We start from the raw sequence: 12,734 nt of genomic DNA, 5'->3' as shown, positions 1-12,734 counted from the left end.
TCCCGACTCCGGATCCGGCCGCCAGTGCCGCCGTGCGCTCGGCGCACGCCCTACGGGGAGGAGCCCTCCATGCGTCAGACCGCACCCCACGGATACACCGTGCGGCCCGCGACACCGGCCGATGTCGACGGCGCACGCCGCGTCATGCTCGACACCTTCTACCAGGAGTTCGGGTACGGATACGTGCCCCGATGGCACCCGGACGTGGTGGACATCAAGGGCACCTACCTCGACGACCCACGGCAACTGCTGCTCGTGGCCGTCCACGACGGCGAGGTGGTCGCCACCACCGGGGTTCGGGCCGGCGGACCCGCCCACCCACCGCACCCGCGCCGACTCGCCGACCGCTACCCGGACGGAACCACCGCACAACTCGTCCGCGTCTACGTCCGCCCCGAACACCGACGCCGAGGGCTCGCCGGCATCCTGGTCGCCACTGCCTGCGACTTCATCTCGGACACACCCGGCTACGAGCGCATCTACCTCCACACCAACGCCGATGTCGAGGGCGCGGAGCCCTTCTGGCGAAGCCTGGCCAAGGAGGTTTTCGACGCACGCGACACCGGCGAACACGGCCCGGGCGTCGCCACGGTGCACTTCGAGATCCCGATGTGACAAGGGCCCGGCCAGAGGGCGGGACTCATGAGCCGCGATGCCCCCGGCTCCCGCCGCAGGACGGTACGGCACGTCGAAGGCGTACCCCCGCGGAGCTACCTGGCCCGTGCGCCGAGGCGCAGGTCGCGCGTCTCGTAGGTCACGCCTGGCGGACCGGCGCAGAGGCTCTTGGCCGGGCTCGCTCGGGCCGTTCCCGTCACGAGCAGTGTCGCCGCCCGCAGCGACGGACTCCACGGCCGGCGGACGAGATCGCGGGGCAGGCGGAGAAGGGGTCCAACGGTCGGCTGCCGCTCGCCGTCCGCCTCGTGGGAGCGCCGGCGGCGATCCCCGAGGCGGTCGGCGGCCGAACAGCGGGAGCCGAACGTCGTCACCGGCACCCTCACCCCGCCGCTGACACACGCCGCGTCCGGGTCGGCCGGTTCCGCACACCACGCATGGCCGACCGACGTTCATCGCGTTGTTCAGTCATTCCCCATGGCTTTGCGCACGGCGTCCTTGGTGCGGTCCATGAGGGCGGCGACCGGACCGAGGGCCATGTTCTTCGCCCCGGACTCGACACCCGGGTGGGGCCGGGTGGGCGCCATCGCCTCGGCAGCCTTGACGGCCTTGGCCATCGCGGCGAGGTTGGCGGCGTCGGTGCTGCGGCGGATGTGGGTGAACTCGTAGCGTTCCTCGGCCCGGGCGTGTTCCTGGACGTCCTTGCGCAGCTTGAGCAACTGGAGCATGAACTTGGGGTCGTCGGTGTCCATGTCGTCGAGGGACGCGAGGGTCTCCTTGGCCGCCCTCTCCTCGGCGAGCCGGTCCTCGACGACCTTCTCGCCGCCCGACAGCGCGCGTCGGGCGAAGGGGTGGACGACCTCCTCCTCGGCGGTCTCGTGGACGGCCAGCAGGCGCACCAGGCGGCGGAAGGCGTCGCGGCGCTCCTCGCCCTCGGTGGCCTCGACCTCGTCGAAGAGGTTGCGGATGTCACCGTGCTGACGCATCAGCAGGGCGACCACGTCGTCGTCCTTGGACTTGTCGTCCCCGGCGTGCGGGGTCTGCAGGTCGGACATCTCGGCTCCCCTACTTCTCGCGTTGTGCGGGGTCGGGGTGCTCGCCCTCGGTCTGGACGCGGTACTCGCGGCCGAACATCTGATCGTGCTCGGTCATGACCCGGTCGCTCGGGGGCGCCTCGCCGCCATGGATCTGCTCCTGCATCTTCTCGAACCGTTCGTGCTGGTCACGCACATAGCCGGCGCCGAGCGTGGTCAGGTCCATCTGGGTGTCCAGCAGTTCCCGCAGATACTGCTTGTTCGGCTCGAAGGTGAGCACGTTCGGCAGTACGGGGGCCAGCACCGAGGCCGGATCGCGTCCGTCGTGAGTGCGCATCAGGTCGCAGGCGGTGTGCAGGTGCTCCAGTTCCATGTTCAGGTGGAGCTCCCAGATGGCCTTGACCCTGGGGTCGCTCTCCTGCTCCATGAAGGAGTAGTAGAGATAGCACTCGTTGTACTCGTGGTTGACGAGCTGCTCCCACCACGTCTCACCCGGATCGACCAGCGACTCGTAGTGAGTGACGTGCTCCTCTTCGATGAGCCCGATCTCCTGGTAGAGCTGGCGGGCGATCGGCTCCATGTAGGTGGGCCCGGTGTTCATGTAGAAGTTCATGGTCTGCTGCTCGGCCGACATGATCGTCAGCGCGTGCAGCTTCGACAACGGGTTCGTCTCGTCCTTCGCGTACGGGTCACGGACGTTGTCGACCGGGTCACGATGGTGGTACCGGGTCGGCCGACCGGGCATGACCTCGGTCAACCCCTCGACGATCGACTCCGCCTTGCGGTGCTCGATCATCTCGTACAGGTTCGCGTACCGGTACAGGTGGTCGAAGTCCTCCAGCACACCGAACTGGTACGCCTGCTTCAGATACGGGTCCGGCTCCATCCGAGCCACCCAGGCCGTGAGGTCCACCGCGACCTGCTCGTAGGCGATCGTCGTCTCCAGCACCGACGACACACCCGGAAGAAGCCAGTTGACGACCTTCTGCTGCTGCGCCTCGATGTAGCGGACCCGCGCCAGCTGCCTCTTCACCTCGGGGTCGACGGTGTTGCGGGCGAGCTGGTGGCTGAACATGATCGCCTCCACCTCGATGCCGTTCATCGTGATGATCCGGCAGCGGGTGTACGGGTCACAGTGATCAGGGTCGATCGGTGCCACATTCAGCTCGCGCCAATTGCGTAGCTGACGGTCCAGCGGGATGCCCCGCTGCTCGAGCGGATTGAATGTCATGGGGGTTGCCTCCGGGGGGTCGAAAGAGGAACTCGCGCGCCGCTGGGGTACCCCTTTTCGGGCGACGAGCACAGACCGCCTTCACAGTCTGTTCACGAGGGACGCTTTTGAGCCACCGCTCACACTCGTCGGTTCCACGGTTCCCTCTGGTGGGTCAACCCGGACAGGGGAACGCGTGCGATCCGCCTGAGCGGGTCCACGTCCCGCCGTTCTCCCGTCGTTCGTGAGTCCGGATCCTCCGCCGACCCCGATCACAGCCCCGACGTGGGACTCGGACGCCATGCCCGTCGGGGGGCACGCCTTCCCCTCGCACCGAGGACGCGCCGAACGACCGGCGCGACCGCCACACCTGCGGCGACCAGCGACTCCGCCCCACCGCCTTTCGCCCTGGCAGCGACTTCGCAGGTCCGTGAGGGGACGCTCCCGCCCGTACCCGCCCGAGGCAGGGAAGGTGAGGGCTGCGATCGACGCTCTCGGGGGGCACAGTGGTCGCCTCAGCGGCGCAGTGGTCACCGTGAACCCGGATGCTGCGGCGGTCCGTCCCTTCGGGCCCGGCACAGCAGCCGGACCCTGCGGGGGAGGCTCAGGACCGGCGTATCCCGCTCGGATCGGAGGGAATGCGAGAGGGGCCCGGCTGATGCCGGGCCCCTCTCTCGAGTAGCGGGGACAGGATTTGAACCTGCGACCTCTGGGTTATGAGCCCAGCGAGCTACCGAGCTGCTCCACCCCGCGTCGGTGATGCCACTCTACACGGCGCTCGGGAGGCTCGCGGCCGTCGGCCTCGGACGACGTTCTCGGCCTGGGGACCTTCCGGCCCCGGCTGACGTCGAACGTGACCGCCTCGCCCTCGCCCCTGCCGCTGCCCTCGCCCTCGTACGACGGAACCCGTGGGGCGCGGTCGCGGCCTGGGCGATGCCAAGGGGCAGCGGTCAGGGCGGTGTCGATGCTGCGGACGACGGCAGCGGCCTGGGCGGCGTGGTCACCGCCGGTGGGGTTGCCGGATGCGTCCCACGCGACCTGCCCGGAGAGGTGGATCACCTGTCGGCCGGTGGTGGTGACGACTGGCTGCTGAGGCCGGGGCGGCGTGCAGACCGGTCGGGTCGATGCGCTGGATGGTCACGGGGTGCCTCAGTTCCGGTGCGTGATGGCCAAGGCGGCGGTGAGGCCGTCCGCGAGAACGGTGTCGTCGCTGTCGGCGCCGGCCCAGGCGACGTGGCCGTCGGGACGGATGAGGGCGGCGCGCATGCCGGACCAGCCGGCTGGGGGCTGGTGCAGAGTGCCGTTGTGTATGCGCAGCCCGGGCCGGGTCTGGTGGTCGAAGGGGCGGATCGCGGCCCCGGTGAGGCTGAGCAGGAGGCGGCAGCCCGCCCTCCGCCCCGACAAAGGCGGACAGAGAGGCACCCGCATCCGACCGGTCGGACAGCGCCCATCGAAATGCTCGAGGGTCAACTCCTTAGTCAGGGACGGCGGTTAGGGTGTCAATGATCCATCCCCGATGAGGGTTCGACCTGCACACGAAGCACCGGATCAGCCCTGCCACCGCACCGTCACTGCCACAAGAACGAAGAACAGCGCGAAGAGCGGCACGAAAACTCCTCCAGCGTCGGCTCGGCTCCCGCCGGCCTTTCCGAGAGAAGGTTCTGCATGCGCATTCGAGCAATGGGCGTCGTCCTCGCAGGTGTCACGCTCGCTACCCTCGCGACACCCTCACACGCCGCTGCGTTACCGGCGCCCAACATCGAGGCCGTCCGCGCCGTACAGCGGCAGGCCATGGCGCAGGGCGCGCCGGGCGCACTGACCCTCATCGACGACCAGGCCACCTACTACGGCGTCGCCGGCGGCAAGGCGAACACGGCCACGGGGGCCAGGATGGACACCGGCCGGCGGTTCCGGATCGGAAGCGTCACCAAGACCTTCAGCACAGTCGTCCTGATGCAACTGGTATCCGAGGGCCTCGTCAACCTGGACGCTCCGGCCAACACGTACCTGCCCACTCCCCTGCCGAGCGCCTCCATCACCGTGCGGCATCTGCTCAGTCACCGCAGCGGTCTCTACGATTACACCAACGACATGTTCTACTACACCGTTCCAGGTTTCGAAGCGGTGCGAAACAAGACGTTCAGCTTCCAGGAACTGATCAATAAATCGACGGCGCACCCGCTGACCATGACGCCCGGTTCGGGTTACAGCTACTCCAACACCAATTTCGTGGTGATCGGCCAGATCATCGAGCACCTCACGGGGAAGCCGGTCGCCGAGCAGTACCGACAGCGCATCTTCGAGCCGCTCAAGCTCACCAACACTTCCTATGTCCACCCCCTGACCGACATCGCCGGCTCCGCCTCGCGCGGCTACCTGCGACCGGACGACACCACGCTCCCCCTGGTGGATTCCACGGAGCAGACGGTCTCCTGGGCGCAGTCCGCCGGGGCGATCATCTCCAGTGCAGAGGATCTCAACACGTTCTTCGGCGCCCTGCTCTCCGGCGCCCTGCTTCCACAGAGCGCACTGCGGCAGATGACGACCATGGTCCCCGTCAACGCGGACGGCAGCCAGTCCTACGGTCTGGGTCTGCGCGCCAGGAAACTGTCCTGTGGTGTGACGGTCTACGGGCACACCGGCACGGTGCAGGGTTACTACACCTGGGCGTTCGGTAGTGCTGACGGCAGCCGCACCATGACCTCCATGGCCAACACCTCCAACAACGGGACGGTGAACACCACGTTGGGCGGAACCCTGGAGGCGACCTTCTGCGGCACCGCCCCGACAGCGGCGTCCCTGAGGACCGCGTCAGCGGCGAACGGCGGGTTCCGCGAGGACATAGCGCCGGACGTCGTTCGCGGTCGCGGATGACCGCGTCCGCGCCGCCGAGGCAGGGCTGACGACGCAGCACCTCTGAGGCGGATTCCGGCGGCACCAGTTTGTCGTGCCTGCCGCGCGCGACGGTCAGGCCCGCACCGCGGGACGCGGATGCGGGCCATCACCGCCTCGAACCGGGCGCGCTGGCCCGAAGCCCGGCTACTTGACCAGGGATTCGGCGACCAGTCGCCAGATCTCGCCCTGCCGGTCCCTCGCCGACACCGCCAACGCCGTGTGCCCCTGTCCCTGACCGCCTACAGGGCCTTCCGGAGGCGTGAGCCGGCCGCCGCCCGTTGATCCACATCCACAGCGGGTAGACGGGTCGGCATGACTGAAGTGGTGGAGGCTGGACTGTGGGGTCTGGCGGCAGGCTCGGCCCTGTTGCTCGGTGCCCTGCTGGGGTACGGGCTACGGGTGCCCCAGAAGGTGATCGCGACCGTGATGGCTTTCGGCGCCGGGGTGCTGATCTCGGCGGTCTCCTTCGAGCTGGTCGGGGAGGCGTACGACGAGGCGGGGCTTGCTCCCGCGGCCGTCGGTACCCTCATCGGCGCGGTGGCCTACACCGGGGGAAACGTGTGGCTGGCCCGCCGGGGCGCCAGGCACCGCAAGCGTTCCGGTCACGCGCGGGCTCAGGCACAGCCCTCGGAGGCCGAGCAGGGCGGGTCCGGGACGGCGCTCGCGCTCGGCGCCCTGCTCGACGGGGTGCCGGAGTCCGCGGTGATCGGCGTCAGTCTGCTCGACGGCGGCGCGGTCAGTCTGGTGACGGTGGCCGCGGTGTTCATCAGCAACGTTCCTGAGGGGCTGTCGAGTTCGGCGGGGATGAGGAAGGCCGGCCGCGGCAAGGGTTACGTCTTCGGTGTCTGGACGGCCATCGCGGCGGCCAGCACCGTTTCGGCCGTCCTCGGTTACACGGTGGTCGGTTCCTTCTCGCCCGCCGTGATCGCCGCGGTGACCGCGGTGGCGGCCGGGGCCATCCTCGCCATGGTCGCCGACACGATGATCCCCGAAGCGTTCGACGACGCTCACCTGGCGATCGGACTGATCACCGTCAGCGGCTTCCTCGTCTCCTTCGCGCTCTCCCACACCTGACCTCGCGGGCGGGCCCACCAACCCGTGCTCTGAGACGGAATGCCGTAGAACCGACGGTCGACGCGGTTCGCTGCACAGGCCGGTACACGCCTCGTGCGACGCGTTGGACGGGCCGGGGGGGCGGGGCCGCGTTCGGGATGCTGGTCGGCAGGGTCGTCTGCCCAAGGTCGGCAAGGCCGCTTCAATGTGCGTCGATCGCTTGCGTCGATCCCGTCGATCGCCTGGCGGGCCGGGACGCCGGGGAAAGTGTCCGGGTCGTCGGTGAGGGCGAGGCGGGCCGTCACGCGTTTGCCGACCGGTGCGCGCTGCGCCTCGAAATACTGCGCGACGGCCACGACGATCTCCAGGCCGTGCTGTCCCATCCCCTCGTTCCCGTCCACAATTCCCGGCGCTTACCCGCACATCCGCTGCTCACTCCAGTCTCCATCTGTTGCTTCCGAGACACCCCCCCTCACGCCTGCCTCCGTCGACGGCCTCCGCGTGCTGTCGTCGGCCGAAGACCTCGACCACCACACCGGCACACGCCCCGCCAGACCCCGGACGTCACCGGCACGCCCCGCTCTCGCATCCGCGTCGGCCCGGGTCGGGTCACCTTCCTCGATTCCGGCGGCATCAAGATGATCTCTTCGTCGCCGCCCACCGCACCCCGGGCGAGGCGGCAGATTCGTGATGCGCAGACTCGCCGTCGTCGGCGTCGACGCCGGGCCCCGTCCGGACCGGCACGGACCACCATTGCAGTCCCACGATCCCTGAGGCCTCGCCCCACGCCTCACCTCGCCTCGCCTCGGGACGGCTCGGTCTCGGGCTACAGCCAGTGACGCAGCAGCAGAGCCGGGGCCCGCCGCGTGAGCCAGGCGCTGGCCAGCCCGATGGAGGCGCCGGCGACGACGTCGGTCGGATAGTGGGCACCCGACTGCACGCGCTCGACGGCCACCAAGACAGCCGGCACCGCGCACAGCACGCCCGCGGCCGGCCAGGCCGGGGCGACAGCGGCAGTGAAGGCGACCGCGGCCGCGGTGTGCCCCGAGGGGAACGAGGAAGAGGCGGGGCGGTCGGCCACCTCGTCGTGCGGGATCCACTCCTCCGGCGGCCTGGGGCGGTCGGCGAGCTGCTTGCACAGGCCGTTCGCTGCCAGCTGTGCCACCACCAGGGCCCCGAGTCCGGCGGCCGCCGCCTTGCGGCCCCTCCACCCGCCGAACCACGCCATCGCGACGGCAGCACCACACCACAGTTTCGTACTCTCCGCGGCCTCCTCCACTCCCGACAGCACCTTGGCCACTCCCGGCGGGATCCGGGAAGCCGCCTGCTGCGTCAGAACCCGGTCGGCCTCACGCGAACGTGTCAGCAACCTCATGAACTGCGGCTATCCCCGATGGCCACCTGATAATCAGGCCGACCACCAGGATCACTCCGTCACCCACCGGCCACGGTCGTGATCCGTCCGGACGGCGCAGGCACTCCTCGCCCCACTCGGTCCGAGTGATCGCCGACCAACGGGGTGCGGTGATCGCGCCCGGGCCGTCTGCATGTGGTCACGCCGCACCGGTTACGGCGACACACCGCCGCAACTCTCGGGTGGTGCCCTGCGGGCTCCGCTCACCCGGTCCCGGCGCACAGGTCGCGGATGTACCAGTCGAGCCGCGTCCCGTTCGCGTCGTGCGTGTGCTTGCCGGGGATGAACCCGGCCCGCCGGGCGACTGCGGCAGATGCGGCGTTCTGCGGCTCCACCCGGATCACCGCCTCCTTACCGCCCTCGCTCGCCGCGTACCGGGAGACCAGGAGGACCGCGCGGGTGGCCAGTCCCCGCCCCCTCCAGGAGGGATACAGGCCGTAGGCGACGTTCACCTGGCCGGGAGCCAGGCCCTCTGGTGCGAACCGCAGGTCGATGGTCCCCGCGAGCCTCCCGTCCGCGCCTGCCCGGATGCCGAAGGCGCGGAGCGGACCGGCGGTCTCCCACTGTTCCCGGCAGTGCCGGAGGTACGCTTCGACGCCCTCGCGCGTGCCGGGGTTGCCGCTGAGCCAGCGAACCAGCGGCTCGTCCTCCCCCGCGAGGTGCGCCGCCGCGTCGACCAGGCGCAGCGGGGACAGAGCGATGACCCCGTCGGACAGCTTCACTTCATGCATGCGGCGATTTTCGAGGCCGCAGCCGAGTCGCACCATCGGATTTCGCGGACAGGCACCCGCGGTGGCCGACCTGGCCCGGCGGGTGCCGTTGCGGGGCTCCGGCTGCCGGCCGGCCGGCGGAGCTCGAGACGTCCTCGTAGCCGTCTCGGCGTACCGCGCATGGAAAGCGAGGGGCGGGGTAGCCGCACGCCTGTTGTGGGAAGGGCCGCCAACACCTGGGGAGGTCGACGCGGCCCTTCCCCGCTCCGGCCAGGTCGTCGGCTCGATGACGATCTCGTTGGACCGGACCGCGTCATGGCGCGCTGAAGAACTGAGAGGGCCCGTGCCGCAGGCAGGTGACACCACCCCCCGCGCCGCCTCACGCGCCGGTCCTCCTGGCGCGGGGCCGGAGCGTCGCGCAGCCCAGTGGCCGGAGTGGAGATCACGCAGATCTGGGCCGGACGCCGTCCGGCCTCGGACACCACGGGCCCCGGGGAGTTCGCCCGGTCCCCGGTCCACGGTCCCCGGTATCTGTGCGGCTGTGCGGTAGGCGGGTGGATACGACTGCCGACGGATGCCTGGTCTTGAGGGAATGCCGGGCCCTGGCGCGGTTCAACGAAGTGCGGAGAGAAGAGGAGAGGCGGCGCTATGGGTCATCCGGTGGACGTGAAGATCGATCTGGATCGTGATGTGTTCCTGCGGACGCTGGTGCGGGAGCTGGCGACCTCGCTGGAGTCCGTGATCGGCCTGGAGGAGGCATCCGGCTACATCAGTCTGGTCGGTCAGGCGGTGGGAACGCAGATCGACGACATGTACCTCAAGGCGCTCGGCACCCACCAGCTGTCCCGCGAGCAGGTCGGGGAGGCCCTGGTGGATCTCAAGCGGCGGATCAACGGCGACTTCTACGTCATCGAGCAGGACGACACGAAGATCGTGCTGGGCAACCGGGCCTGTCCGTTCGCGGAGAAGGTGCTGGGCCGTGAGTCGATGTGCATGATGACGTCGAACGTCTTCGGGACGATCGCCGCCCGCAATCTCGGCTACGCCAGTGTCGAACTGCAGGAGACCATCGCCCGCGGCGATGTCAGCTGCCGCGTCGTCGTGCACCTGGTACCCGGCGCAGGTCCGACGAGCGGACGAGAGTACTTCGCCGACGCGGAGCCGCCCATCAGCGGCCCGGGCACCGGTACGGTACCTGCGTGACCCTTGGCCTGTTCGAGGCCATTACGAAAACGATGCCCCACCCCGTCCTCCTGTGCGCGGGGGACGGCACGATCCTGGCGGCCAATCCGGCCGCCGCCGCCTCGATACCCCAGCTCTGCGCGGGCGCCAGTCTCTATGTCCTCGCGCAGGACGACCCCGGCGTGCTGCGGAAGCATCTGGGGAACTGGGTGCGCAGCGGCAGTCCGCTGCCGGGCGGGCTCGTCCTGAAGGACAGCGACGGCAGCCCCGTGCGCTTCCGGTGCAACGGCGTGCGCGCCACCTGGTGGCAGGGGCCCGGGGCGGTGATCCAGCTCAACCTGCACCGCCTGGACCACGCCGACCGGTTCGTCGTCCTCAGCCAACAGGTCAGCGCGCTCAACCGGGAGATCGCCATCCGGCGTACCGCCGAAGCCCAGCGCGAGAAGCTGCTGCTCGCCGAACAGGTGGCCCGCGCCCGTCTGCAACGCCTGTACCAACTGACGGAGGCGCTGGCGTCGTCGGCGACCCTGGCCCAGGTCGCCGAGGCCGTGGCGGCCACCGCGCCGCGGGTGCTGGACGTCGAGCGCGTGGCCTTGGAGCTGCACTCACAGCGCCTGGTACCCGCCCTGGGGCCGGGTGAGGAGCCGCGCGTCCTGAGCGGAACCGCCTGGAGAGACCTCGACCGGCCCCGTGACGTCGCGCACCCCGCGGCCGCCGGAGCGCTACGGTCCGTGCTGGAGGCCGACGGGGTGGTGCTGGGAGCCCTCACCTTGTATCCCGGGGCGGGCGGCGTGCCGGAGGCGGAGCACCTGACCGCGGTGGCCCAGCAGATCGCCCAGGCGGTACGCCGCGCCGGACTGTACGAACACGAACACCGTGTCGCCGAGCGCCTTCAGCTCAGCCTTCTGCCGCGACTGCCGGACGTCGCGGGCCTGGAGGTCGCGACCCGTTACGCGCCCGCCAGCGACATGGTCATGGTCGGCGGGGACTGGTACGACCTCTATGACCTCGACGAGGACCACATCGGCCTGTCGATCGGCGACGTCGCCGGCCATGGCCTGCCCCAGGCGGCCGTCATGGCACAGATCATCGCCGCCCTGCGCGGAATCGTCCTGCGCTGCGGCACCCGCCCGGAGGAGGTGCTGCGTGAGCTGAGCGAGTATCTGCATCTCTACCACCGCGGCCAGATGGCCACCGCCGCCTACCTGCTCTACCACCGGCCGACCCGCACCGTGACCTACGTCAAGGCCGGGCATCCCCCGCCGCTCGTGGTGCGTCCCGACGGCTCCAGCCGCTATCTCGACGGCCCGATCTCGCCGCCCGCCGGGCCCGTCCCCGACGCCCGCTTCCGCCAGGGCCGGACCACCCTGGGCCGAGGGCGAGGCCGTCCTGCTCTACACCGACGGCCTGATCGAACGCCGTAGGGAGACCTTGGACACCGGCCTGGACAGGCTCACCGAGACAGCCCGCCTGGGCGCCGGCTTGAACGTGCACGACCTGTGCGAGCTGTTCCTCAACCACCAGCCCGGCGTCGACTACCCCGACGACCGCGCCCTGCTCCTCGTGCGACCCGACTCCCCTTCTCCGCCTGCCCGGTAGCCGCCCGACGCGTCCGGCCGGCCGGACGCGTCGGGCAGGGGTCGGCGGCGAAGCTCGCCGCCGGGGACTCGCCGCACCTCGACTCATGGCCGACCGCTTCAGACGGTCCGGTCAACACGTCGTGTCGGCCGCCGACACTGGACCAGTGATTCCCCACCGCGCCGACCGCACCGTCATTCCGGGCTTCCGGCGGCGGTGGCGCCGGGGGTGTCGGTCAGGGCAATGCGCGCAGTGATGCGCTTGCCCGCCGGCTCCTGCTCGATGGACAGGTCTTCGGTGACGGCCTTGACGATCTCCAGGCCGTGCTGGCCGATCCTGCCCGGATCAGCGGCCCGGGCGGCGGGAACAGCCGGATCGCCGTCCCGTACGACGACCTCCACGGCTCGGACGTCGATGCGTAGTTCCAGCAGGACAGGACCGGGAGCGTACTTGAGAGCGTTGGTGACGAGCTCGCTTACCACCAGCTGGGTGAGGTCCCGCGCGCGGGCGGACACGGGCAGGCGATGGGCTGCGTGGGCCCGGTCGAGGAAGGCGACGGCGTGGTGGCGGGCGTCGGCGATGCAGGCGCCGTCTCCGTCCAGGGCGTAGCCGGCGCGCAGCAGGTGCTCGCCCGGCGCCGTGCAGCCGTCGTCGTCGGCATGGGATCGCAACTGGCCTCGCCCTCATTCCCCGTTTCACGCGCGCCCCTACCCCCGATTCCGTCCTCCATGTCGGAGGCATGTTGTTCGGCACGCCGGACCGAGACTATGCGGTCGGGACGGTGGGACAGAACCGTCTGTGCACACCCGCACCCCCTCACCCCGGCAGCTCCGTAGGGCGGTGGAGGAGACGGTGAGCGACATCGACGAAGCGGAGCGGCCGGAGCGGCTCTCCGTCGAGCACCGCGTGGTCGGCATCGACGCCCCCGTCACGTGCCGCCCCGCCGTCCAACAGGTCCTGAAGTCCCGACCGCCGCTCTACCGGGGCGCGTCCGCGGCATTCCCCTGACGTGACTGCCGCTGCGCGGTCGCCGCCAGCTCCCGGCC

13 protein-coding genes, 1 tRNA gene and 1 pseudogene are annotated in these 12,734 nt (G+C 70.2%); 7 read left to right on the top strand and 8 right to left on the bottom strand.

Translation table 11 applies throughout. The annotated features are described in order from the left end of the window. Positions 1–69 precede the first annotated feature (69 nt). Positions 70–615 (top strand): GNAT family N-acetyltransferase, encoded by a 546-nt coding sequence (locus QF030_RS38095; RefSeq protein ID WP_307167123.1) that lies wholly within the window; start codon positions 70–72, stop codon positions 613–615. Positions 616–1,076: 461 nt separating this feature from the next. Here QF030_RS38095 and QF030_RS38090 read toward each other — a convergent pair whose 3' ends face one another. The 4 genes from QF030_RS38090 to QF030_RS38075 all read right to left on the bottom strand — a co-directional run bounded on the left by QF030_RS38090 (position 1,077) and on the right by QF030_RS38075 (position 4,260). Beyond that, positions 1,077–1,667 (bottom strand): hemerythrin domain-containing protein, encoded by a 591-nt coding sequence (locus QF030_RS38090; RefSeq protein ID WP_307167122.1) that lies wholly within the window; start codon positions 1,665–1,667, stop codon positions 1,077–1,079. 10 nt (positions 1,668–1,677) lie between these two features. Then, positions 1,678–2,877 (bottom strand): hypothetical protein, encoded by a 1,200-nt coding sequence (locus tag QF030_RS38085; RefSeq protein ID WP_307167121.1) that lies wholly within the window; start codon positions 2,875–2,877, stop codon positions 1,678–1,680. Positions 2,878–3,535: 658 nt separating this feature from the next. Further along, positions 3,536–3,609 (bottom strand) — tRNA-Met (locus tag QF030_RS38080). Positions 3,610–4,005: 396 nt separating this feature from the next. After that, on the bottom strand, positions 4,006–4,260 hold the full coding sequence (locus QF030_RS38075) for an aromatic-ring hydroxylase C-terminal domain-containing protein (RefSeq protein ID WP_307167120.1): 255 nt from the start codon (positions 4,258–4,260) through the stop codon (positions 4,006–4,008). Between the two features lie 261 nt (positions 4,261–4,521). Between QF030_RS38075 and QF030_RS38070 the strand changes: the two genes are divergently transcribed. Then, a complete protein-coding gene (locus tag QF030_RS38070; RefSeq protein ID WP_307167119.1) occupies positions 4,522–5,730 on the top strand; it encodes a serine hydrolase domain-containing protein in 1,209 nt (402 codons plus the stop codon). A gap of 333 nt (positions 5,731–6,063) precedes the next feature. Beyond that, entirely contained in the window at positions 6,064–6,825 is a 762-nt protein-coding gene (locus QF030_RS38065; RefSeq protein ID WP_307167118.1) for a ZIP family metal transporter, read from the top strand. 245 nt (positions 6,826–7,070) lie between these two features. Here QF030_RS38065 and QF030_RS38060 read toward each other — a convergent pair. From QF030_RS38060 to QF030_RS38050, 3 genes and pseudogenes are all read right to left on the bottom strand, one after another. Further along, positions 7,071–7,187, bottom strand: a pseudogene (locus QF030_RS38060) (ATP-binding protein); the annotation flags it as partial. A 443-nt stretch (positions 7,188–7,630) separates the two neighbouring features. Further along, positions 7,631–8,179 (bottom strand): phosphatase PAP2 family protein, encoded by a 549-nt coding sequence (locus QF030_RS38055; protein WP_307167117.1) that lies wholly within the window; start codon positions 8,177–8,179, stop codon positions 7,631–7,633. A 242-nt stretch (positions 8,180–8,421) separates the two neighbouring features. Next, positions 8,422–8,949, bottom strand: a complete 528-nt coding sequence (locus QF030_RS38050; RefSeq protein WP_307167116.1) for a GNAT family N-acetyltransferase — start codon at positions 8,947–8,949, stop codon at positions 8,422–8,424. 627 nt (positions 8,950–9,576) lie between these two features. Here QF030_RS38050 and QF030_RS38045 point away from each other — a divergent pair. Genes QF030_RS38045 through QF030_RS38035 form a run of 3 tightly spaced genes read left to right on the top strand, consistent with a single transcriptional unit; the run spans position 9,577 to position 11,709 of the window. Then, a complete protein-coding gene (locus QF030_RS38045) occupies positions 9,577–10,131 on the top strand; it encodes a methanogen output domain 1-containing protein (protein ID WP_307167115.1) in 555 nt (184 codons plus the stop codon). Beyond that, positions 10,128–11,534, top strand: coding sequence for a PP2C family protein-serine/threonine phosphatase (locus tag QF030_RS38040; protein ID WP_307167114.1), 1,407 nt, complete (start codon positions 10,128–10,130; stop codon positions 11,532–11,534). Before QF030_RS38045 ends, QF030_RS38040 begins: the two co-directional genes overlap by 4 nt. A 7-nt stretch (positions 11,535–11,541) precedes the next feature. After that, the gene (locus tag QF030_RS38035) at positions 11,542–11,709 is read left to right on the top strand and encodes a hypothetical protein (RefSeq protein WP_373428868.1); all 168 of its coding nucleotides are present in this window, start codon (positions 11,542–11,544) and stop codon (positions 11,707–11,709) included. Positions 11,710–11,882: 173 nt separating this feature from the next. On the opposite strand, the gene QF030_RS38030 is transcribed toward QF030_RS38035, so the two are convergent. Continuing rightward, on the bottom strand, positions 11,883–12,359 hold the full coding sequence (locus QF030_RS38030; protein WP_307167113.1) for an ATP-binding protein: 477 nt from the start codon (positions 12,357–12,359) through the stop codon (positions 11,883–11,885). Between the two features lie 181 nt (positions 12,360–12,540). Between QF030_RS38030 and QF030_RS38025 the strand changes: the two genes are divergently transcribed. Then, positions 12,541–12,696 carry a hypothetical protein gene (locus QF030_RS38025; protein ID WP_307167112.1) on the top strand — a complete coding sequence of 52 codons (156 nt, stop codon included), beginning with the start codon at positions 12,541–12,543 and terminating at the stop codon, positions 12,694–12,696. Positions 12,697–12,734: the final 38 nt, after the last annotated feature.

It is taken from the genome of Streptomyces rishiriensis (genome assembly GCF_030815485.1).
Classification (GTDB): Bacteria; Actinomycetota; Actinomycetes; order Streptomycetales; family Streptomycetaceae; genus Streptomyces; species Streptomyces rishiriensis_A.
This window is presented reverse-complemented; position numbering and strand designations above follow the sequence as displayed.